At 62.0% G+C, this 21,226-nt stretch carries 18 protein-coding genes and 1 riboswitch; of the genes, 8 read left to right on the plus strand and 10 right to left on the minus strand.

Going from position 1 to position 21,226, the window contains the following annotated elements; translation table 11 throughout:
• Positions 1-89 precede the first annotated feature (89 nt).
• Complete coding sequence (locus GM79_RS03135; RefSeq protein ID WP_235183899.1) at positions 90-587, plus strand: PaaI family thioesterase; 498 nt, start codon at positions 90-92, stop codon at positions 585-587.
• Positions 588-691: 104 nt separating this feature from the next.
• Here the strand turns inward: GM79_RS03135 and GM79_RS03140 are convergent, their stop codons facing one another.
• Positions 692-1,693, minus strand: coding sequence for an NYN domain-containing protein (locus tag GM79_RS03140; protein ID WP_316930098.1), 1,002 nt, complete (start codon positions 1,691-1,693; stop codon positions 692-694).
• A 385-nt stretch (positions 1,694-2,078) separates the two neighbouring features.
• Entirely contained in the window at positions 2,079-2,819 is a 741-nt protein-coding gene (locus GM79_RS03145) for a metal-dependent hydrolase (RefSeq protein WP_035559026.1), read from the minus strand.
• A gap of 258 nt (positions 2,820-3,077) precedes the next feature.
• Between GM79_RS03145 and mfd the strand changes: the two genes are divergently transcribed.
• A complete protein-coding gene (gene mfd / locus GM79_RS03150; protein ID WP_035559028.1) occupies positions 3,078-6,491 on the plus strand; it encodes a transcription-repair coupling factor in 3,414 nt (1,137 codons plus the stop codon).
• A 21-nt stretch (positions 6,492-6,512) separates the two neighbouring features.
• Here the strand turns inward: mfd and GM79_RS03155 are convergent, their stop codons facing one another.
• Positions 6,513-6,878: a glyoxalase gene (locus GM79_RS03155; protein WP_035559030.1), complete on the minus strand. Its 366-nt coding sequence runs from the start codon at positions 6,876-6,878 to the stop codon at positions 6,513-6,515.
• Positions 6,879-6,957: 79 nt separating this feature from the next.
• On the opposite strand from GM79_RS03155, the gene GM79_RS03160 reads away from it, so the two are divergent.
• From GM79_RS03160 to GM79_RS03170, 3 genes are all read left to right on the plus strand, one after another.
• Positions 6,958-7,677, plus strand: coding sequence for a DUF6624 domain-containing protein (locus tag GM79_RS03160; protein WP_152559801.1), 720 nt, complete (start codon positions 6,958-6,960; stop codon positions 7,675-7,677).
• Positions 7,678-7,685: 8 nt separating this feature from the next.
• Entirely contained in the window at positions 7,686-8,135 is a 450-nt protein-coding gene (locus GM79_RS03165; RefSeq protein ID WP_035559033.1) for a GNAT family N-acetyltransferase, read from the plus strand.
• A gap of 99 nt (positions 8,136-8,234) precedes the next feature.
• Positions 8,235-9,422 (plus strand): putative sulfate/molybdate transporter, encoded by a 1,188-nt coding sequence (locus tag GM79_RS03170; RefSeq protein WP_235183900.1) that lies wholly within the window; start codon positions 8,235-8,237, stop codon positions 9,420-9,422.
• A 73-nt stretch (positions 9,423-9,495) separates the two neighbouring features.
• On the opposite strand, the gene GM79_RS03175 is transcribed toward GM79_RS03170, so the two are convergent.
• Complete coding sequence (locus tag GM79_RS03175) at positions 9,496-9,885, minus strand: acyl-CoA thioesterase (RefSeq protein WP_035559036.1); 390 nt, start codon at positions 9,883-9,885, stop codon at positions 9,496-9,498.
• A gap of 149 nt (positions 9,886-10,034) precedes the next feature.
• A riboswitch (cobalamin riboswitch) is annotated at positions 10,035-10,259 on the minus strand.
• 289 nt (positions 10,260-10,548) lie between these two features.
• Here GM79_RS03175 and GM79_RS03180 point away from each other — a divergent pair.
• Positions 10,549-13,908 (plus strand): SBBP repeat-containing protein, encoded by a 3,360-nt coding sequence (locus GM79_RS03180; RefSeq protein ID WP_035559039.1) that lies wholly within the window; start codon positions 10,549-10,551, stop codon positions 13,906-13,908.
• Positions 13,909-14,023: 115 nt separating this feature from the next.
• Here GM79_RS03180 and GM79_RS03185 read toward each other — a convergent pair whose 3' ends face one another.
• The 5 genes from GM79_RS03185 to moaA all read right to left on the minus strand — a co-directional run bounded on the left by GM79_RS03185 (position 14,024) and on the right by moaA (position 19,450).
• Positions 14,024-15,622 (minus strand): MDR family MFS transporter, encoded by a 1,599-nt coding sequence (locus GM79_RS03185; RefSeq protein ID WP_035559044.1) that lies wholly within the window; start codon positions 15,620-15,622, stop codon positions 14,024-14,026.
• 42 nt (positions 15,623-15,664) lie between these two features.
• Positions 15,665-16,456: an SDR family oxidoreductase gene (locus GM79_RS03190; protein WP_035559047.1), complete on the minus strand. Its 792-nt coding sequence runs from the start codon at positions 16,454-16,456 to the stop codon at positions 15,665-15,667.
• A gap of 4 nt (positions 16,457-16,460) precedes the next feature.
• The gene (locus GM79_RS03195) at positions 16,461-16,838 is read right to left on the minus strand and encodes a cupin domain-containing protein (RefSeq protein ID WP_035559049.1); all 378 of its coding nucleotides are present in this window, start codon (positions 16,836-16,838) and stop codon (positions 16,461-16,463) included.
• 204 nt (positions 16,839-17,042) lie between these two features.
• Positions 17,043-18,203, minus strand: coding sequence for an MFS transporter (locus GM79_RS03200; RefSeq protein WP_035559053.1), 1,161 nt, complete (start codon positions 18,201-18,203; stop codon positions 17,043-17,045).
• Positions 18,204-18,445: 242 nt separating this feature from the next.
• The gene (gene moaA, locus GM79_RS03205) at positions 18,446-19,450 is read right to left on the minus strand and encodes a GTP 3',8-cyclase MoaA (RefSeq protein ID WP_035559055.1); all 1,005 of its coding nucleotides are present in this window, start codon (positions 19,448-19,450) and stop codon (positions 18,446-18,448) included.
• A 180-nt stretch (positions 19,451-19,630) separates the two neighbouring features.
• On the opposite strand from moaA, the gene GM79_RS03210 reads away from it, so the two are divergent.
• On the plus strand, positions 19,631-19,873 hold the full coding sequence (locus GM79_RS03210) for a MoaD/ThiS family protein (RefSeq protein WP_035559058.1): 243 nt from the start codon (positions 19,631-19,633) through the stop codon (positions 19,871-19,873).
• Positions 19,874-19,959: 86 nt separating this feature from the next.
• Positions 19,960-20,382, plus strand: coding sequence for a molybdenum cofactor biosynthesis protein MoaE (locus GM79_RS03215; RefSeq protein ID WP_035559061.1), 423 nt, complete (start codon positions 19,960-19,962; stop codon positions 20,380-20,382).
• 105 nt (positions 20,383-20,487) lie between these two features.
• On the opposite strand, the gene GM79_RS03220 is transcribed toward GM79_RS03215, so the two are convergent.
• On the minus strand, positions 20,488-21,177 hold the full coding sequence (locus tag GM79_RS03220; protein WP_051718445.1) for a porin family protein: 690 nt from the start codon (positions 21,175-21,177) through the stop codon (positions 20,488-20,490).
• Positions 21,178-21,226: the final 49 nt, after the last annotated feature.

The following is a 21,226-nucleotide window of genomic DNA, read 5'->3' on the forward strand; positions in this document are numbered from 1 at the left end:
GCGCGCCGCCGCGCATCCAAGTTCGCACTTTGGTACCGACTTTTGGCAAACCGGCCACCCCAAGCCGCTTCACTAGAAATTTCGCCCTCGTGTCTGACTCTTCAACTCCCGCCCGCCCGCTTCCCCCGCTCGCCACCATGGTAGCGGCCTACAACCAGATAAACCACTACGGCCGCGCCAACGGCATGACGCTGACCGTGCCCGCGCCCGGCCAGGCCGAGTACCGCATGGCCATCCGCGACGAGCACCTTTCTTCCCCTAACACCTGCCACGGCGGCGTGCTGGCGGGCCTAATGGATGCGGCGTTGGGTGCTGCGGCCCTTTCGCTGGCCTTCACCACCCTGGAATTTGTGTCAACGGTGGAGTTTAAAATGAACTTCCTGCACGCCGCGCATCTCCACGATACCCTGGTTGCCAAAGGCGTAGTAGACCACATCGGCAACAAGCTGGTGGTGAGCAGCTGCGTGATTTACCGCGTGGCCGAGGGCCAGGAAGACGTGGCCGTAGCCCGCGGCCTGGGCACCTTCAACCGCTACCCGGCCTCCAAGCGGGACTTTGCCCAGCTGGTGATGCAGCAAGACAGCTAGGTAGTTAGCCCCAAGTTTTAAGCAATAAGCCGCAAGCGTAGGGCTCAACAAAAAAGAGCCCACCGGAATTATCCGGCGGGCTCTTTTTGCTGGGGTAAGCGTGGCTACAGCTCGGCCGTAGCGGCGTGAGCATTTACGGGCTCGTACTCGTCCTCCATATCAGTCAGTTGGGGGGCGGTTACTTTGCGCACGTTGCGGGCGCAATCTTCGTCGCGGTGGTTGCGGCCCACCGTGAATTCCACCCAGTCGCCTTCGCGCAGGTCGTTGAAGTCGCCTTCGGTCAGGTCGGCGTAGCTGAAAAACAGGTTGTTAGGAGGCATCACCACGAAACCGAAACCGTTTTTCAGGTTCTTGATGGTGCTCATGCCCAGCGTGCCCACAGGGCCAGCGGCGGTGGGGCCGGTGGGGCGCACCAGCTTGGGCGCCGAAGCCGTGCTGGGCGCAAACGCGGCGGGCTCCGACTGATTCACGAACAGGGCCTCTACTACTTCGTCCTGGGTCTGCAAACCGCGGTCGATAACGTCGTGCATGGCCACCGGATAGGTTACCTGCTCCAGTAGCTGCTGCGAAGCGCGCGTAACGCGGGTTTCGCCCTTGAAATCTTCGTACTTGAAATCCCAGTTGAGCAGCATCACGCGGGTGCCCACGGTGTTGAGCTTGCGGATGAGGGGCACGTAGTCCGAGTCGCCGGCGATGAGTACCACCACGTCGAGGGTTTTGTGCAGGGCCAGCTCCAAGGCTTCGAGGCTGAGCCACACGTCGATGCCTTTTTCCTGGAGGCGGCCGTCGCGGGTTTTCAGGGCCATGTAGTGCGTCTGCACGCCCAGGTTCATCAGAATGTCGTCGAGCAGGCGGTCGTGAAACAGCCGGTCTTTGTCGCGGGCCTCGGTAGCCGACAGGCGGCCGCGGAAGAAGTGAGCGTCGGTAATTTGTGCCAGACGCACATCCACGTCTTCTTCCTCAGCTACCTGATGGCGAATGTATTCGTGCAAGCCCTCCAGGCTGATACGCGCCTTACGCTCGTGCTGGAAATAATAATAATCGCTGATTTTTAAGAAATAGTTGCCGTCATAGAAGACACCAACCCGAATCAAGGGGCTGTTCATCTGGTTCATGGTAATGATTGGTATTTAAGTTTAGAAAAGTGTTTTGAGTGAAAGAGAGTGGATGTGGAAGTGGTAGAATCGGCACGAAGGGAAGGCGTAGTCGCACTCCTTCCAAGCTCATGACAATCGGTATAGCCCTATTTTGTTCGGTAGTCGCCCCCACTGCGCAGCCCTCCCCGAATTGGTGTTACCTTAATTATTGAGTTGATAGAATGCCGGACGGCGAAACGCATTGAAAACGCTGGATAGTAGCACGAATCAATACAAACACTGTCTTAATAAAGGGGCATATCTACTGCGAAGCTAGTGGTATTGGCTGACTTATGCAACAGTACGCCTTGGCAGGAAGGAGTACAATACGGGCCTGTGGGCCGCTGCTTCAGGGCTAGAATCCTATATGCCCGATTACCAGGCCCAAAACCAGCAGCCCGTAACCCGCACAAATGGCGACTTCGAGCACGTTGCCGGTGGGGGAACCGGTGCTGATAAGCGGGATTTTAAAAGAGTAATTCACCAATGGCAAAAACCACCTGACCCCGGATTTCGTCAGCGTATCAGCCAGAATGTGAGAAACATACCCTCCACCCGCGTACAGTGCCACGCCACGCCAGCCCAGGTGCTGGTCGGCCAGATAGCCGATGTACGTCCAAAGGGCGGTGGCCCAGATGGTGTGCGTCCAGGAACGGTGCGATGTGAAAGGCGCCAGCGCCACAAACGTTCCCAATAAACTTAGCCACAATTGCTCGGTGTAAAGACCGGCCACCACCGTGCCCAGCCCGGTGAAGAGCAACGCCAACCGCCGGGCCGAGCCGCCCTGCATGCCCACCCCAATGAGCCCGAAGGCCAGCGCCGCCGTGTAGTACAAGCGCTGCTCGGAGCCCGCCGCCAGTTGAAAGTAGGCATAGGCACCGATGGCCAGCGCGCCGGCGGCAAATGCCCAGCGCACGTAGTTTTGGGTGAACCCCAGCCGATTGCTTAGGCGGCTGTCGGGGTGGTCGAGGTCGGGGGCAAGGCTGGAAAAGCCGGCCAGGGCAATGCCAGCCACCGAGAACGGAATACCAGGCACCAGGCCCGCAATGGCCACGCCGGTAATGAGGCCAATGGCCAGGTGAGAAGAGCCGCGCATGAATTGGGGAGGAACGTGCCTGGGCGCGTTCGGCGTTGTAGCCGGGGGAACAGTGTGACGAAAACGTGTGCAAGTTGCGGCCAGCCGGACGTAATTCCACGGCGGGGCACACCGGATGCGACGATTGAACGCACCGAGGCGCGTTCCTACCCTGCTTTCGGAAACCTTACCTTCGGCTACGCTGTATCCTAAGCCGCTGCCCGACCGGAATCACTCCGGCCGGGCTAATTCATTTGTCGTTCGCAAGCCTTTTTACCTGTGCAAGTAGCTGATTTTCTCCGCTTATACCGCCTTTCACCCGAGCTGCAAACCCTGGCTTCGCGCCTGCGCGCGGCTGCCAAGCCCGAGCCGAGCGGCGTGCGCCTGCACCTGCGCGGCCTGGTGGGCAGCCAGGATGCCGTGGTGGCGGCGGCCATGGCCCACGCGCAGCACCCGCACGTGTTTATTTTGCACGACAAGGACGAGGCGGCCTACTTCCTGTCCGACCTGCAGCACTTGCTGCCGGAGGGGCCCGAGGCGCTGCTGTTCCCCAGCTCCTACAAGCGGCCCTACCAGTTTGACGAGACCGAGAATGCCAACGTGCTGATGCGCGCCGAGGCCCTGAACCGACTGAACACCACGCGGGCCGCTACCACGGGCAACAGCGTGTTCATCGTGACCTACCCGGAGGCGCTGACGGAGAAGGTGATAAACCGGCAGAGCTTGGTGAAAAACACCTTCAACGCCAAGGTGGGCGACAAGCTGGACGTGAATTTTCTGGGCGAGCTGCTGGGCGAGTACGACTTTGAAAAGACGGATTTTGTGTACGAGGCGGGGCAGTACGCGGTGCGCGGCGGCATCGTGGACGTGTTCAGCTACGCCAATGAGCTGCCGTTTCGGCTGGAGCTGTTCGGGGATGAGATTGAGAGCATCCGGACGTTCAATCCCGAGACGCAATTGTCGGTGGAAAGCCGGCCCAGCATCAGCATTATCCCCAACGTGCAGACCAAGATGCTGACCGAAACGCGGGAAGCTTTCTTTGAGTTTTTGCCCCGCACGGCCTGCATTTGGGCTAAGGACGTGCGCCAGACGCTGGACGTGGTGAGCGAATTGTACGAGAAAGCTGAGGCCAACTTTCAGCAGATGCTGAGCGAGGCGGGCGGCATGCAAATCGTGAGCAAGCCGTCTGATTTATTTGAGTCGGGCAAGAGCTTTAAGAAGCTGCTTGATGAGTTTGCGGTGGTGGAGTTTGGCAAGCGCTTCCACTTCAAAAACGCCGAGACGTTTCAGTTCACGGCCAAACCGCAGCCGAGTTTCAACAAGGAGTTTGAGCGGATGGTGAAGAATTTGCAGGAAAACCAGCACCGCAATTTCACCACCATCATTACCGCTGATACGGTGCGGCAGGCCGACCGGCTCCGCACGATATTCGACGAGCTGGACAACAACGTGAAGTTCCAGCACCTGCTGCTGGCCCTGCGCGAGGGGTTTGTGGACGAGCAGCTGGAACTGGCCGTGTACACCGACCACCAGCTGTTTGAGCGCTACTACCGGGCGCAGGAAACCAAGAAGTTCTCGAAGAAAAAGGCCCTCACCCTGCGTGAGCTGAAAACGCTGCAGCCCGGCGACTACGTGACACACCAGGACTACGGCATTGCCCGGTTTGCGGGCCTGACGCAGGTGGATATTAATGGGCAGATTCAGGAGGCCATTCGGCTCGTTTATCGCGATGATGACTTGCTGACGGTGAGTATTCACTCGCTGCACAAGATTGCCAAGTACAGCGGCGCCGAGGGCTCGCCGCCCACCATGAGCAAGCTGGGCTCGCCGGAGTGGGAGAACAAGAAGAAGGCGGTCAAGAAGAAGGTGAAGGACATTGCGGCCGACCTGATTCGGCTGTATGCCAAGCGCAAGACGGCGCCGGGCTTCGCGTTTTCACCCGATGGGTTTATGCAGGCCGAGCTGGAATCGAGCTTCATTTACGAGGACACGCCCGACCAGGCCAAGGCCACCGAGGACGTGAAGCACGACATGCAGCAGCCCCACCCCATGGACCGCCTCATTTGCGGTGACGTGGGCTTTGGCAAGACCGAAATTGCCATTCGGGCAGCCTTTAAGGCGGTGGCCGATGGCAAGCAGGCGGCCGTGCTGGTGCCCACCACCATCCTGGCCATGCAGCACTACAAGACGTTTCGGGACCGACTGGCCACCCTGCCGGTGACGGTAGAGTACGTCAACCGCTTCAAATCGACGAAGCAGATAAAGGAGACGCTGGCGCGCGTGGCGGAGGGCAAAACCGACATTCTCATCGGCACACACCGGCTTACTAATAAGGACATTAAGTTTAAGGACTTGGGCATCCTTATTATTGATGAGGAGCAGAAATTCGGCGTCAAGACCAAGGACAAGCTCAAGGAATTGAAGGTGAACGTGGACACGCTCACGCTCTCGGCCACGCCCATTCCGCGCACACTGCACTTCTCGCTGATGGGCGCCCGCGACCTGAGCGTGATTGCCACGCCGCCGCCCAACCGGCAGCCGGTGAACACGGAATTGCACGTGTACGACGAGATTTTGATTCGCGACGCGGTGGCGCGGGAGTTGAAGCGCGGCGGGCAGGTGTTTTTCGTGCACAACCGCGTGAAGGACATCGAGGAAATGGCCGCGACCATTCTGCGGCTGGTGCCGGATGCCAAAATCACCTTCGCCCACGGGCAGATGGACGGCGAGATGCTGGAAAAGCGCATGATGAAATTTGTGGAGGGCGAGTATGACGTGCTGGTTTCGACCAACATCATCGAAAGCGGCCTTGACATTCCCAACGCCAACACCATCATCATCAACCGCGCCCACCTGGCCGGTCTCTCCGACCTGCACCAGATGCGCGGCCGCGTGGGCCGCTCCAACCGCAAAGCCTACTGCTACCTGCTCACGCCGCCGGTGGCCCAGTTGCCGGCCGATGCGCGCAAGCGCCTGAGCACGCTGGAGGAGTTTTCGGACCTGGGCGCGGGCTTTAATGTGGCCATGCGGGACCTCGACATTCGCGGGGCGGGCAACCTGCTGGGCGGCGAGCAGTCGGGCTTTATCAACGACCTGGGTTACGAAACCTACCACCAGATTCTGGACGAGGCGGTGACGGAGCTAAAGGAAACCGAGTTCCGCGACCTGTTTCTGGGCGACTCGAACCAGCGCCTGCAGCTTGCCGCCGGCGCGGGCCGCAGCCACGAGTGCAACGTGGAAACCGACCAGCAGGTACTCATTCCCGAGAAGTACGTGAGTAACGTGTCGGAGCGCCTGCAGCTCTACGCCAAGCTCGACCGTGCCCAGAAGCCCGCCGAGCTGCAGAAGCTGCTCACGAGCATGACGGACCGGTTTGGCCCGCTGCCACCCGAGGTGGAGCAGCTGGCCGAGATCGTGCGGCTGCGCTGGCAGGCCTGCGCGGTGGGCTTCACCAAAATCACCCTCAAGCGCAACACGCTGAAGGGCTTTTTACCGGCCGGCGAGGAGCACCAGGCGTATTTCCAAGGCGACCAGTTCGGCACCATTCTCAACTACGTGCAGACGCACGCCCGCACGGCCAGCCTAAAGGAGAAAAAGGAGCAACTCATCGTCACATTTGAGGAGGTACACTCCATCCAGCAGGCCAAGTGCGTGCTGAGCGAGCTGGGCAGTGAGGAAGCGGTGGCGGCGTAGAGAGTGGGGCGGTTTGCTGCCTTACCGGGCAAACTCTCCGATGTGCCAAAGGATGCCGGACGGGTCGTGCAGAAAGCATTCCTTGCCCCAGTCGTGGTTGCGGACGGGCACTAGCTTTGCGCTGGGGTAGCTGGCGGTCAGGTGCAGGGCGATAAGTTGATTATAGTATTGGTCTACATCATTTACTTCGAGAAAAACCATTGTATTATCCACCCATTCGGCTACGTAGGCATCTTGTAGGTAGAAGCCAAAGTCGCCCGATTTGAACACGGAAAGCTTCGGCGACAGCACGTTTTCCTCGAAGCCCAGGTCCGTGTAGAAACGGCGCGAAAGGTTGAAGTCATGAGCGCCGAGAAAGGGCCGAATGGATTTAAGGAGTTGTTTCATGCGATTTATTAGTAAAATGCAAACAAAATTAGTAAAAAGGAACGGCATTAGCAAGCCGGTATACAAACCCTTCTCCCTAATGCTCTTATCGTGTTCAAACTGGATGCAGATGAACCGTTTGCGCTTCTTGATTCTCCTGGCGCTGCTCCCGCAATTTGCCGCTGCACAATCGCCAAAAAACCCGCGTCTGAAGCACGAGCTCGACAGCTTGCACGCCGCCGACCAGAAGTGGCGCATCCTGCTCTTCGACCCGCGCGTGAGCCGCCGTCCCGATTCGGTAGCCCGCGCGCTGGGTGTGACGCGCGAAAGCCTGCCGACCTACATTCCTACGCAGATGCTGCGCACGGACTCGGCCAACCAGGTGCGCCTGCGCGCCATTCTGAAACAGTACGGCTACCCCGGCAAGTCGCTGGTGGGCACGCCGACCAACGAGGCGGCCTGGTCCATCATTCAGCATTCGCAGGACATCAAAACCTACCTGCCGCTCATCAGAACCGCCGCCAAGCGCGGGGAATTGCCTTTTTACCTCTACGGCCAGATGCTGGACCGCCAGCTCATGCGCGAAGGTAAAGAGCAACTGTACGGCACCCAAGCCATGGGCTACAGCAATACCAACCCCGCTACCGGCCTGCGGGAGGGCCAGCCGCCGTTTATCTGGCCCATCAAAAACGCCGCTCAGGTAAACGAGCTGCGCAAGAAAGCCGGCTTCTCCGATACGGTGGAGCAAGTGGCCGCTTCGCTGGGCATCACCTACCGCGTGGTGACGCTGGAGGAAGTAGCCCGCATGCCCAAAAACTAACCCGCCCCATGACTCTCAACTGGACCGCCAAACCCTACAACGAACTCACTCTAACTGAACTCTATGAGCTGCTGCGCCTGCGCGTGGAAGTATTCATCGTGGAGCAAAACTGCGTTTTCCAGGACCTGGACCGACAGGACGACCAGGCCTACCACTTGCTGGGCCACGCCGAAAGCGGGGAGCTGGCCGCTTACGCGCGCCTCTTCGACGCGGGCGTCAGCTACGAGGAAGTGGCCATTGGGCGCGTCATTGTGTCGCCCGCGCACCGGCGCTACGGCCTGGGCCAGGAGCTGATGCGCCAGGCCGTGACCTACTGCGAGGTGCTGTATGGCGCGCAGCCCATCAAAATTGGCGCGCAGCAGTACCTGGAGCGGTTTTACCAGGGCTTCGGGTTTGCGCAGTGCGGCGAGGGGTATCTGGAGGATGGTATTCCGCACATTCCCATGCGGCGGGCGTAGGAACGCGCCTTGGCGCGTTCTGTCGTTGGCGAGGGTTTCGAACCAGGGCGGACCATACGCCGAACGCACTCCAACGCAAAACGCCCGACCTTTGCCGCTGTGGAACCTTCAACCCTGACCCCGGCCGAACCCCGCCCCGCCCCTGCCCGCCCGCCCATCCGCTTCGACCGCAACGAGCTGGCTGGCGCATTTGGCGACCTGGGCACCGATTTGCCGCTGCTTATCGGCGTCATCGCCGCGTCTGGCGTGGACAGTGCCGGGGTGCTCATTCTGTTTGGGTTGATGCAGGTGTTTTCGGGGCTGTGGTACCGGATGCCGATGCCGGTGCAGCCGCTCAAGGCGTTTGCGGCGCTGGTTATCGCCCAGAATATTCCCGGGCGGGTCATTTTCGGGGGCGGGCTGGCCATTGGGGTCAGCATGTTTTTCCTGTCGGTCACGGGGCTGATTGATGCCTTGGCGCGGCTGGTGCCCAAGGCCGTGGTGCGGGGCATTCAGTTTGGGCTGGCGCTGCAACTGGCCACGCTGGCCCTGAAACAGTACGTGCCGGCCGATGGCCTGCCCGGTTTTGCGCTGGCGGCGGCGGCCTTCATCATCACGGTGGTGCTGCTGGGCAACCGGCGCTGGCCGGCGGCGCTGGCCGTCATTGCATTGGGCGTGGGCTACGCGCTGGTTTTCAAGCTCGACCTGGGCACGGCGCAGCGGGCCATTGGCCTGCGCCTGCCCACCTGGCACGTGCCGCAGATGGCCGATATCCTGACCGGAGCTGTGCTGCTGGCGCTGCCCCAGATTCCGCTGTCGCTGGGAAACTCCGTGCTGGCCACCCGCCAGATTGCCGCCGACTACTTCCCCGAGCGCGGCCTTACGGTGCGCAAAATCAGCTTCACCTACTCGCTCATGAACCTGGTGAGTCCGTTTCTGGGCGGCTTTCCGGTGTGCCACGGCTCGGGTGGCATGGTGGGGCATTATGCGTTTGGGGCGCGCACGGGCGGCTCGGTAGTGCTTTACGGCGGGTTGTTTCTCACGCTAGGCTTGTTTTTCAGCCAGGGATTTCAGCAGGTAGTGCAGATTTTTCCGCTCCCGATTCTGGGCGTGCTCCTGCTGTTTGAAGCCCTGACGCTGGCCACGCTGCTACGCGACATCAGCAGCCAGCGCACCGATTTGGTGGTGGCACTGCTGGTGGGCCTGCTCTGCGCCGGGCTGCCGTACGGCTACCTCGTGGGCCTGGTGACGGGCACGGCCCTGCACTACGCCGGGCGGCGCGGCTGGGTGGGGCTGGGCAAGCACTGATTCCAGATTTTACCGGCCTGCGGCTAGGCTTCAAAATCAGGGATTGCAGCAGCTTACGGCAAACCACTGACCCCTAATCCGCCAGGATTTGCACGGGCTTTTTGTGCTCATCCACGGCCACGAAGGTGAAGAGGCCGGTGACTGCCTTATGACGGTCTTCGGTGTACATCTGCTCCACGAATAATTCGACGCGCACCTTCAGGCTGGTGCGACCCACGTGCTCGATGTTGGCCACCAGCTCTACCAGTGTGCCGCCGGGAATCGGGTGGGTAAAATCGACCCGTTCGGAAGAAACCGTCACCATTTTGAGGCGCGAAAAGCGCGTGGCGGCAATGAAGGCCACCTCGTCCATGAGCATGAGCGTGGTACCCCCGAAAAGGGTGTCGTAGTGGTTGGTGGTATTGGGAAACACGGCTTTGAAGATGCGTGTTTCGGCGCGGGCAATCCGGTCGGCGAGGAGCATGAGCAGGAAGGAAAAAGGGTGGAAAATGGCCTCTGCCTGCTTTCGAGCCCCTACCTTTTAATAAGCCAACCACCGACTGCACACCGCTTGGCCCGCGTCGGTAACGCGGGGAATCGGGCACAGCCGATGCCAGCCCCAAAGCGCGGGGGCAGCATCACTCGGCGGCCGGCAGGTCTCCTGACTTGTTTCGGGCCGGCCCCGCCCTTCTCGGCCCGCGGGTGGCGAACCAATGGGCTTGTTCGGGGCGGCCTGCTCCGGCTTTTGGAGGCCGGGAAATTTACAGTAGCGCGTCTGTTCGGGAGTTGCACCCGATTCCCTTTTAATTTCCGTCGGCGCCGAAGCCCCGGCCGAAAACCGTCCGCTAATTGAAGGAAATCAAACCGAGAACCAACGGGGCGAAGGTAGCACGTCGAGCGGGCGCTTGCTAAGCATCGGTTCTGGGAGCAGGCCCTGACCGTACGGCAAAATCTGCGGACCTCCGCGTTTTACCTCTGCGGACCTCTGCGAGAAAGCTTGTCAGAGAGGCAGTCGCGTAAAGTCCTGGTTTTAAAACTGCACAGATTCATTTTTGTAAGCCTGCGCCTGATAGTTGGGTGCTACATTCGCTTTGCGCAAATTCCTTTTCTGACGCTTAGCTTCTTACCTCCTTTACGCTCACTATTCATGAATAATCTGTACCAAACGCGGTGGTTCAAACCCCTGGCGATGCTGGCCTTGCTGCTGGCGGTGGCCGGGTCGGGCCGGGCCCAAATCTTCACCCAGGCCCTGACGGTGGCCCCCGGCGCTTCAGCCAACAGCGGCGGTAGCACGGCTCATGAAATCGCGACCGATGACAGCGGCAACAGCTATTTGGTGGGGTCTTTTTCGGGCACCGTGCAGTTTGGAGGCAGCACGCTCAGCAGCGCCGGAGCTACCGACATCTACGTGGCCAAATACAGCCCAAGCGGCACGCTGCTGTGGGCCACGCGCGGGGGCGGAAGCGGCGACGATACCGGCCTGGGCATCGGCGTCGATGCCACTGGCAATGTCTGCATCGCGGGTACTTTCAACGGCGCGGCCTCCTTTGGCGGCACCACACTCACCAGTTCGGGCCAGACCGATGCCGTGGTGGCCAAGGTGTCGTCGGTCGGCGAGTGGCAGTGGGCACACCGGGCAGGGGGCGTTGGCACTGATTTCGGGCAGAGCGTTGCCGTGGATGGCAGCGGCAACGCCTACTTCGTGGGCGCGTTCCAAAGCGCCAGCATCAGCACCGACCTGGGCCCGCTCACAAATTCGGCGGGCGTGAATTCGTTTGCGCTGAGATACAGCCCAACCGGCACGGCGGTATGGCTGCGGCAGTTTACCAGCAGCTCGAACATTTATGCCAACGCGGTGGCCGTTGACGGCAGCGGCGATGCGTACGTGTTCGGCGATTTTGCGGGCACGGCGGCCTTTGAGGGCAGCTCCTTCAGCAGCGCGGGCGCTCAGGACCTCTTTGTAACCAAGCTGGCAGCCAGCACCGGCGCAGTGGTGTGGGCCAGCCGGGCCGGCGGCAGCGGCAACGACCAGGCCCCGGCCGGTTCAGCCATCGTGGCCGACGCCAGCGGCAACAGCTACATCACCGGGCGCTTCTCCAGCTCCAATGCCGTGTTCGGCGGCACCACGCTGGTGGCTTCGGGCAGCGACAGCTATGTTGCCAAACTCTCGGCAGCGGGCACCTTTTTATGGGCCCAGCGGGCCGGGGGCAACGGCACCGACGAAGGCGAAGGCGTGGCCCTCGACGGCCTGGGCAACCTGCTGGCGACGGGCATTTTCAGCGGCTCAGCCCAGTTCGGGGAAACAGCGCTCAGCAGCGCTGGAGGCTTCGACCTATACGTGGCCCGGTACGATACCGCGACCGGCAGCGCGATGGGCGCTCTACGCGCCGGCGGCACCGGCAACGATTACGGCTACGGAGTGAGCAGCAACGGAACGGGCATTGCCTACAACACCGGCGCCTACAGCAACGGCAGCGCCACGTTCGGCCTCACCACGCTCAGCCACAGCAGCACAGGCCAGACGGCCAGCTTCCTGGCCCGCAGCCAGGCGCTGACCGACCTGGTGGTGAGCACGCCGGGCCAAACCAGCAGCGGAGCCTACAACAACGTGACGGTGACCGGCACCGGCACCACCACACTCGATGCCGAGCTCAGCGTCTACGGCACCCTGACGGTGCAAGACGACGGCCAGCTCGACACTAATTGCCAGCCCCTGACCGGTCCCGGCAACTTTGTGCTGGCTGCGGGCGGCACGCTGGTCATCTGCGACCCGGCCGGCATTGCGGCGACGGGCACCACCGGCGCCGTGCAGCTCACCGGCAGCCGCAGCTTCAGCCCCGACGCCAACTACCGCTACAACGGCACCCAGACTCAAATTACCGGGCCGGGCCTGCCGGCGCAGGTACGCAGCCTGGCCATTACCAACGCCAATACCGTGACTCTGAGCTCGACACTGGATGTGACGCAGCGGGTCGTTATGGGCGGCGCGGGCAACCTGGACCTGAACGGCCGGACCCTGACGCTGCTTTCGTCGGCCGCCGGCACGGCCCTGCTCGTGAACAGCGGCACGGGCCAGGTAGAAGGCAGCACCGGCGTCATGCAGCGCTACATTGCCCCCAGTGCCAACCCCGGCCCCGGCTACCGCCACTACAGCGCCCCGGTGAGCGGCTCGACCGTGGCCGACTTGGCGGCTCCGGGCTTCGTACCCAGCGTGAACAGCGGCTACAACACCTCGCCCACGCCCCTGGCCTTCAAACCGTTTCCGAATGTATTCGGCTACGACCAAACACGGCTTGGCAACGCCGCCACGGGCATCTCGACCTTTGACAAGGGCTTCTTCTCGCCCGCCGGCACCGCCGATGCACTGGTGGTAGGCCGCGGCTACACGGTGAACATTGATGCCGCAGCCCTGGTCGATTTCCAGGGCACGTTTAACCAAGGGGCCATCCTGATTGATGGGCTGAGCCGCCGGGCGCCCATTCCGGCCGCCGGTCCCACCGACAAGACGGGCTGGCACCTGGTGGGCAACCCCTACCCCGCCCCGCTGGACTGGGGTACCGTGCCCGCCGCCGCCCGCCCCAACGTAGACGCCGCCGCCTACGTGTACCGCAGCAGCGGGCCCTACGCCGGCAGCTACGCCTCGTTTGTGAACGGCACCGGCGCCGGCACCGGCCTCATTGCCGCCGGCCAGGGCTTTTTCGTGCGGGCCAGCAGCACCGCCACCCCTGGCAGCATCAGCCTCACCAATGCCAACCGCGCCACCGCCTACGCCGCCCAGCCCACGTTTCAGCGCCCTAGCAGCACCCGCCCGCTGGTGCAGCTCACGCTGCAAAACGCCGCCAGCACCCTGGCCGACGACGTATTCGTGTACGCCGAAGTCGGCGCCACAGCAGCTTTCGACGGTGGTTTCGATGCCTACAAGCTGCCGAATACCAGCGGCCTGAACGTAGCAGCCCTGGCCGCCGACGCCGAAGCCCTATCGGTGCAGGGTCTGGAGCCGCTGGGCACCGCCGATGTGGTAGTGCCCCTGCAAATGAGCGTACCGACGGCCGGCACCTACTCGCTACGGGCCGCCCGGCTGGCCAACCTGCCGGCCGGCACCCGCGCCGTACTGCTCGACGCCCATACCGGTGCCCGTATCGACCTAGCCACCCAGCCCTCGTATTCCTTCTCCCTGAGTGGCACGGCCGCCGGCAGTCGCTTTAGCCTGTTGCTGACGCCGGGCCGGGTACTGACCACCGCTTCCGCGGCTTTGGGCGCGCAGGTGCTGGTATATCCCAACCCCGCCCGTGGGGCGGTATCGGTTGAGCTGCCGGCCTCCTGGCGCCCGCTGGCTACCTCCCTCACCCTGCTAAACCCGTTGGGCCAGCGCGTGCGCACGCAGGCCCGGCCCGCCGGCAGCCCGGCCACGGTCGTGTTCCCGCTCGCGGACCTGGCGCCCGGTCTGTACCTGCTGCGCGTGGCCACCTCGCAAAGCTCTGTAACGAAGCGGCTGACGGTAGAATAACGGTTCGGCTGCTCGCTGGAAACAAGAACAGGCCCGCAACATTTGCTGCGGGCCTGTTTCGTTCTTTGGTGGATGTAACTAAGCTGTTATCGGCTGCCTTGTCACGCCCTAAAAGTTACTCCGCCGGCGCCGGTGGCCCCGCGTTGGTTTTGCGCAGCGGCAGTTCCGGCACGAATAGCGTCATTACCAGTCCGCCAACTACCAGCAGAATGTTGATTAAATAAACCCGCGAGATGCCCTTAGAGAAGGCCGCGCGCATCTGTGGGGAGGTGGTATTAGCCGCCGCTGGCAGCGCAGGGCCGTCTGCGGCTACCATTTGGGAGGTGGGCCGCAGGGGCGGCATGTTGGCAGCGGGCATGCTTTGCGTAAGGGTGAGCGTGAGCACCGTGCCGAGCACAGAGGCCGTGATGGCGCCGCCAATCTGCCGGAAAAACTGACTGGCCGACGTGGCCTGGCCCAACAGCCGCGGCTCGATAGCGTTTTGAATGGCCAGCGTGTAGAGCGGCATGGTGGGGCCCAGACCCAGGCCGCACAGAAAGAGGTAGCCCAGAATGCGGTAGTAGCCCACATCGGCGGGCATGGTGGCCAGCAGCGACAGCCCGCTGAGAAGCACCACCAGCCCCGACAGCATCCAGCGCTTGTAGTGGCCGTAGCGCGACACCATTTGGCCGGCCAGCAGCGAGCCCAGCACCACGCCCATCGACAGCGGAATGAGGCTGACCCCGGCTTTGGTAGCCGACACGCCCAGCACGTTCACCATAAACAGCGGCTGAAAGATGATGATGCCCAGAAACGCCCCGCCCAGCAGAAACAGCGCCGCGTTGGCGGTGCGGAACACCGGGTTGCGGAACAGGCTGAAGTCCAGAATCGGGTTTTCGTGGCGCAGGCTACGGAAAACGAACGCTACGATGGACGTGAGCGACACGGCCAGCAGGCCCAGCGTGAACGGGTCGGTCCAGCCGTACACGGCCTTATTGAGCTGCAAGGCCATCACCAGCGGCACCAGGCCCAGCAGCAGCAGCCCGGCCGAGAGGTAGTCAAAGGGTTTGGGCTGACTGCGCGGGCGCAGGGCAGGCATTTGGGTGAGGATGAACCAGAGCGCCAGCAAGCCCAGCGGCAGGTTCACGTAGAACACCAGGCGCCAGCCCGCCACGCCCGGAATCAGGTTGCTGCCGTTATCGGTGAGCAAGCCGCCCAGAAACGGCCCCAGCACCGACGAGGTGCCGAAAACCGCTCCCACAAAGCCCTGGTAACGCCCCCGCTCGGCGGGCGGAAACAGGTCGGCTATGATAATGAAGGCCATGGCAAACAGGCCCGCCCCGCCCAAGCCCTGCACGGCCCGGAAAATCACCAGCTGGTTCATGCCATCGCCCAGCAGCGGCAGCGGGCCAAATTCGCCAGCCAGCCCGCACAGCATCGAGCCAATAAGGAAAATAATGACTGCCGTGACCTCGATGGTGCGCCGCGAGTACATGTCGGCCAGCTTGCCATAAATGGGCACCAGCGCCGTGCTGGCCACCAGGTACGCCGTAGCTACCCACGTAAACCGCTCCAGCCCGTCCAAATCGGCCACGATGCGCGGCAGCGCCGTGGACACAATGGTCTGGTCGAGCGCGCCGAGGAACATGGCCAGCAGCACACCGGCAAACGTGAGCATCTTCTGGCGGTGGGCGAGGGTGTTGGCGGGCGTGGCGGGTACTTCGGGGGTGGCCATTGCTGAAATTTAAACGTCATGCTGAGCGCAGTCGAAGCATCTCTACCGCAGCGAGCGAATCCAGCCCCCGTCTACGGCAATGGAGGTGCCGGTGATGTAACTGGCGCGCTCCGAACACAAAAAAGCCGCGAGCGCCGCAAATTCGCGGGGTTCTCCCAGGCGGCGCATGGGGATTTCGGCTTCCCACCGGGCCGTGGCGGCGGCGGCGGTTATGCCGTCGCGCGCGGCCAGAGCATCGGCCAGGTTCTCCACCCGCTCGGTGCGGGTGTAACCGGGCAGAATGTTGTTGACGGTGATGCCGAAGGGCGCAACTTCGTTGGCCAGCGTGCGGGCCATGCCGGTCACGGCCGCCCGCAGGCTGTTGGAGAGCAGCAAGTTTTCCACCGGCTGCTTGGCCGCAATGGACGTCACGTTCAGAATCCGTCCCCAGCCCCGCTCTTTCATGCCGGGCAGCACGGCGCGGGTGAGCTCCACCACGCTCGTGAGCAGCAGGTGGGTGGCAGCTTCCCACATTTCGCGGCTCAGTGTGTCGAAGGTACCGGCGGGCGGGCCGCCGGCGTTGGTTACCAGCACATCCACGCGGCCAAACCGGTCTAGGGCAGCCTGCACCACGCGGGCCACGTCGGCGGGGTTCGATACGTCGGCCGCCACGCCGAGCACGGACACGCCGGTGGCCGCCGCAATGGCCGCGCACGTTTCCTGCAACGCTTCATCGCCGCGGGCGCAGAGCACCAGGGAGGCGCCTTCGGCGGCCAGCTCTTCGGCCACGGCACGTCCCAGGCCCTTGCTGGCGGCCGCCACCAGGGCTACTTTTCCTTTGAGTCCGAGGTCCATGAAGCTATTTCTTACGCAGGTAGTCGTCGGACTTATCCAACCAGTCCTGGCGGGGCGGGCTGAAAATATCCACATCCAGGGTGTCTTCCAGGGCCTCGGCCGTGTGCGGCACGTTGGACGGAATGTGCAGCACCTCGCCGGCCCGCACAATGATTTCCTCACCGTCTTCGGCTCCGATGTGGAAGCGCAACGCGCCTTCCAAAATATAGGTAATCTGCTCGTTGATGTGGTGATGCAGGGGCACCACGCAGCCTTTTTTGAGGTAAACATGGGCCAGCATCATGTCGTTGCCGGTGATGAGGCGCCGCGACAGCTGGTCTGATAGCTGCTCCTTGGGCATGTCCTCCCAGGTGTATTTGGTAGCGGATTGGGTTTCTTCCATGGGGGGGGTTTGAGGTGGGTTTTGGTGAGTTGTTGACGTTGTGGACAATAGAAAAGGCCGGCATGCTGAGCGCAGCCGAAGCATCTCTACCTCAATACTAATCCATTTATTGGAATTACTTGCTCGGTAGAGATGCTTCGACTGCGCTCAGCATGACCGTTTTTTACGCATGACCGTTTTCTCACCTTAATCCTCCCCCACCCGCTACACCCGCACCCGGCTGGCCACTGCCGACACGCACAGGCCCATCACTGCAATCAGGGCAAACGACACCCGCAAACTAGTGGCCCCAGCCACCAACCCGATGAGGGGCGGCCCCAGCAGAAAACCCAGGAAGCCAATCGTCGAAACCGAGGTCAGGGCCATGCCGGCCGACATATGCGTAGAGCGGCCCGCCGCGCTGTACACCAGCGGCACCACCGCCGACGTGCCAAACCCCACCAGAAAAAAGCCAAACAGCGCCGTACTCAGCATCGGCAGGAGCACCGCAATGAGCAGGCCGGTAGCAGTGAGCAGCCCACTGAGCTGAATCACGCGCCGGGCGCCGAGCCGTTCGGCCAGCTTATCGGCCCCGAAACGGCCCAGGGCCATGGTGCTCATAAAGGCTGTGTAGCCCGCACCCACCCATGCTTTGTCGGCCTGAATCACCTTCTTGAAATACACACCGCTCCAGTCAAACATTGCCCCCTCGCAAATGAGGGCACAAAAAGCCAGAGCCCCCAGGCCCAGCAGCTGCTTGTCGGGCTTCACAAAAATGGGCTGGTCGGGGTCTACGCCCGCGTCCTGGCGCACGGTATAGCCAGCGCTCACCGCTAGTCCCGCCACAATCAGCAAGGTAATAAGCAGGAAATGCACGCCCGGCGGCACGGCGCGGCCAATCATAAACGAGCCCACGGCCGCCGCCACAAACCCGGCCAGGCTCCAGAGCCCGTGGAACGAGGCCATAATGGGCTTGTGCTTATAAAGCCGCTCCACGCCCACCGCCTGGGTATTCACCGAAATATTGGTCAGGTTGCCGCCCACCCCAAACACGACCAGGCAAAGAACCAGCTGATAAAGGTTGCTGGCCCAGCCCGCACCCACCAGCGCGGCAGCGTATAGCACCACGCCCCACAGCACCACCTTGCGGCTGCCCTCTTTGGCCACCAGCCAGCCCGTGACGGGCAACGACAGCAGCTGGCCCAACGGCAGCGCCAGCAGCACCAGACCCAACTGCGCCTCCGAAATGCCCATGCGCTGCTGCACACTCGGAATGCGCGACGCCCAGCTGGCAAAGCACAGCCCCAGCAGAAAAAACAAAGCGCCCACCGCCAGACGGTGGGCTTTGCGGGAAATGGGCGGGGCCGCTGCGGTCACTGAAATCATCACGTAAATCTCCTCTCCCCGGGCGGTTGGCGGGGGCCGTTTTTCGCCAGGTCCAGCAAATTACAAGCTTTCCCAACGCCGGTTAGCGCCTAGTAGTTGCTTTTTTTGCTAAAGCTGTGGTGCTGCTGCAATAAACCTTTCCGCTCTGAAATCAGGACGGAGCAGCGATGTAACAATCAGAATACCAATACCTTCAAAAAAATGCTGCTCAATAAGTTTCAGCCCGCAAAAGCCCACACCAGCTAGCCGCCAATGGTGGCCATGCTCTCGAAGCTGAGCTGGTGCAAGGGGCGCTGCCGCTCGGCCTCAAAGCCGTTGGCGGCCCGGAATCGGAACGCGGCGGCCAGGGCGGCCGCAATTTCCTCGTCGTCTTTACCACCCCGGAGCAGGGCTCGCACATCGAGCACGCCCTGGTCGTAGAGGCAGGTTTTGATGCCGCCTTCGGCCGTCATGCGCAGGCGGTTGCAGGTGCCGCAGAACGTGCGCGAATACGCCGCAATGATGCCCACGTGGCCCTGATGACCCGCAATGGCATAGTCCGACGCCGTGGCACCCGCCGCCATAGCTATTGGCGTGAGCTCACCAAAGTGCTGCTCCAAGTGCTGGCGAATGCGCACGTGGTTCCAGGGAAGCGAATCAGGCCCGGCATCGTGGCTGCCGCCGTTGAAGGGCATTTCTTCAATAAAGCGCACGTCAACTGGCAAGTTGCGGCTGAGGTTGGCCAGGGGAACGAGGGCGTCGATGTTCTGCCCGTCCATCACCACGGCGTTGATTTTCACCTTAATGCTGGCCTCCAGCAGCGCATGAAACGTCTCCATCACCCGCGGCAGCTCGTCGCGCCGCGTGATGCTGGCAAACCGGGCGCGGTCCAGCGTATCAAGGCTGAGGTTCACGGCTTTCACGCCCAGTCGGGCCAGGGCCGGCACGTGCGGCGCGGTGAGCACCCCGTTGGTAGTCAGGCTGATGTCCTCAATTCCGGGCAGCTGGGCCAGGCGCTCCATAAAAGGCACCAGGTCGCGCCGCACAAAGGGCTCGCCGCCGGTGAGGCGCACTTTGCGCACGCCCATAGTGGCTAGCAAGCCGGTGAGGCGCAGCATTTCCTCGTAGCTCAGCAGCTCGTGCTTGGGCATGTATTTGATGCCTTCTTCGGGCATGCAATAGAAGCAGCGCAGGTTGCAGCGGTCCGTCACGGCCAGGCGCAGGTATTCCAGCGGCCGGCCGTGCTGGTCGTAGAGCGTAGATGCCACAGGAGTGGCCGTAGGGGAAGCAGTTGGTAGCACGTTTATCACCAAATTTGTCGGGTTGTACGTAAGACACCCCGCTTGCGCTAAACCCTCAATCACGAAAAGGTGTTCAGGTCGTGCCTGCGGCACGGCAGCAACTACTTGCCTGGTGCTGGTTTAGGTCCAAAAATAACGTCGAAAGATATGTCTTTAAAAGTCGCCCTCTTTGGCATTACCCGCGACATCGTGGGCACTTCGGTGATTGAGCTGCCCGCTCCCGCCCCTGCCACGGTGGGCGAGCTGCTGGCCGAAATGCGCAAGCAGTACCCCGCCCTGGGCGAATTGCGCAGCTGCGCCGTGGCCGTAAACAACGAGTACGCCGCCCACGACCACCCCCTGCGCACGGTAGACGAAATCGCCCTCATTCCGCCCGTAGCCGGCGGGTAACCTGTAGCGTGGACTCTGCGAGTCCGCGCCCAAACGAACTTCCTGCCCTTATCCACACGCGGACTCGCAGAGTCCACACTACTCGCATGACGCCTCACCTTTCCATTACCGACCAGCCCATAGCCGTAGCCGATGCCCTGGCCGCCGTACAGACCGATGCCGCGGGCGCAGTCAACGCCTTTATCGGCACGGTGCGCAACCAGTCGGGGGGCCGCCCGGTGCGCCGCTTGCACTACGAGTCCTATGACAGCATGACCCTCACGCAGCTCGGCCACGTGGTAGCCCAGGCCTACGAAAAGTGGCCCATGCTCCAGGAAGTGGCCGTGGTGCACCGCAAAGGCACCCTGGAGCTGGGCGACGTGGCCGTGGTGGTAGCCGTGGCCACGCCGCACCGCGCCGAAAGCTTCGCCGCCTGCCAGTTCATCATCGACACGCTCAAGCAGGTAGTCACCATCTGGAAGCGCGAGGAGTACGAGGACGGCACCGAGTGGGTGGCGGCGCACCCGTAAGGCCAATTCTTTTCATAAAAAAAGCCCGGTTCCTGCGCAGGAACCGGGCTTTTCACTACTATCCATGCCACCTGCTATGCTTCGCTAGCTGAGCATGACAGGCGCTTACTTGCTGCCAATCAGGTAGCCGAGCGAGAGCTGGAAGGCCGAGTGGCGGGCGTTTTTCAGGTCGCCGTTGAAGTAGGTATTGTCGTCGCTCTTCACAAAGTCGCTGAGGGCGCCAGTGTAGCGCAGGCTCAGGCTCAGGCCGTTATTGGCCTGGTAGCCCACGCCGGCCAAGTAGCCGAGTTCGTTGCGGTTGAGGCCGCTCACGTCGTTTTTATCGTTTGCTTGGGTGGTGGATGGCGCGCCGCCCAAGGCCGGCGTGGTGGTAGTTTTGGTTTCGTTGTTGGAGCCCAGCAGGTAGGAATACTGCGGGCCGGCCTCTACGATGAAGCCGCCGGCGTTGATTTTCAGCAACACGGGCACATCAAGGTAGTTGTAGTTCACGCTGCCTTCGCGCTTCTGTTTGGCGCCGAGCACGGTCGTGAATTCGGTGGGCTTGTTGTCGAAGCCTTTCTGCGAATACAGGATTTCGGGCTGCACGGAAAAGAAGTTCTCCACAACGGGGATGTTGACCATCACACCGCCCAGAAAGCCGATTTTGTTGTTGTAGGTGTTTTCGTTTTTGATGTTGCCCGACAGGTTGGAGTAGTTGGCGCCGGCGCGCAGGCCAAAGCGCACATCCTGGGCCTGAGCCGATGAAACGGCTGTCGTAGCGAACAATGCTCCGATTAGAAATGCAGATTTTTTCATGAGAAGTAATGAGTAAGGTGATGTCCTCAAATTGGCGCTATTCGAAAAG

It is taken from the genome of Hymenobacter sp. IS2118, from assembly GCF_000715495.1.
Taxonomy (GTDB): domain Bacteria; phylum Bacteroidota; class Bacteroidia; order Cytophagales; family Hymenobacteraceae; genus Hymenobacter.

Bases quoted from the DNA above. Each gene is read 5' to 3' on its own strand.
- GM79_RS03200 (WP_035559053.1), bottom strand. From the start codon at position 18,203: ATGATTTCAGTGACCGCAGCGGCCCCGCCCATTTCCCGCAAAGCCCAC.
- GM79_RS03215 (WP_035559061.1), top strand. From the start codon at position 19,960: ATGACGCCTCACCTTTCCATTACCGACCAGCCCATAGCCGTAGCCGAT.
- GM79_RS03185 (WP_035559044.1), bottom strand. From the start codon at position 15,622: ATGGCCACCCCCGAAGTACCCGCCACGCCCGCCAACACCCTCGCCCAC.
- GM79_RS03175 (WP_035559036.1), bottom strand. From the start codon at position 9,885: ATGCTCCTCGCCGACCGGATTGCCCGCGCCGAAACACGCATCTTCAAA.
- GM79_RS03140 (WP_316930098.1), bottom strand. From the start codon at position 1,693: ATGAACAGCCCCTTGATTCGGGTTGGTGTCTTCTATGACGGCAACTAT.
- GM79_RS03160 (WP_152559801.1), top strand. From the start codon at position 6,958: ATGCTCTTATCGTGTTCAAACTGGATGCAGATGAACCGTTTGCGCTTC.
- GM79_RS03190 (WP_035559047.1), bottom strand. From the start codon at position 16,456: ATGGACCTCGGACTCAAAGGAAAAGTAGCCCTGGTGGCGGCCGCCAGC.
- GM79_RS03180 (WP_035559039.1), top strand. From the start codon at position 10,549: ATGAATAATCTGTACCAAACGCGGTGGTTCAAACCCCTGGCGATGCTG.
- GM79_RS03145 (WP_035559026.1), bottom strand. From the start codon at position 2,819: ATGCGCGGCTCTTCTCACCTGGCCATTGGCCTCATTACCGGCGTGGCC.
- GM79_RS03195 (WP_035559049.1), bottom strand. From the start codon at position 16,838: ATGGAAGAAACCCAATCCGCTACCAAATACACCTGGGAGGACATGCCC.
- GM79_RS03155 (WP_035559030.1), bottom strand. From the start codon at position 6,878: ATGAAACAACTCCTTAAATCCATTCGGCCCTTTCTCGGCGCTCATGAC.
- GM79_RS03210 (WP_035559058.1), top strand. From the start codon at position 19,631: ATGTCTTTAAAAGTCGCCCTCTTTGGCATTACCCGCGACATCGTGGGC.
- GM79_RS03165 (WP_035559033.1), top strand. From the start codon at position 7,686: ATGACTCTCAACTGGACCGCCAAACCCTACAACGAACTCACTCTAACT.
- GM79_RS03220 (WP_051718445.1), bottom strand. From the start codon at position 21,177: ATGAAAAAATCTGCATTTCTAATCGGAGCATTGTTCGCTACGACAGCC.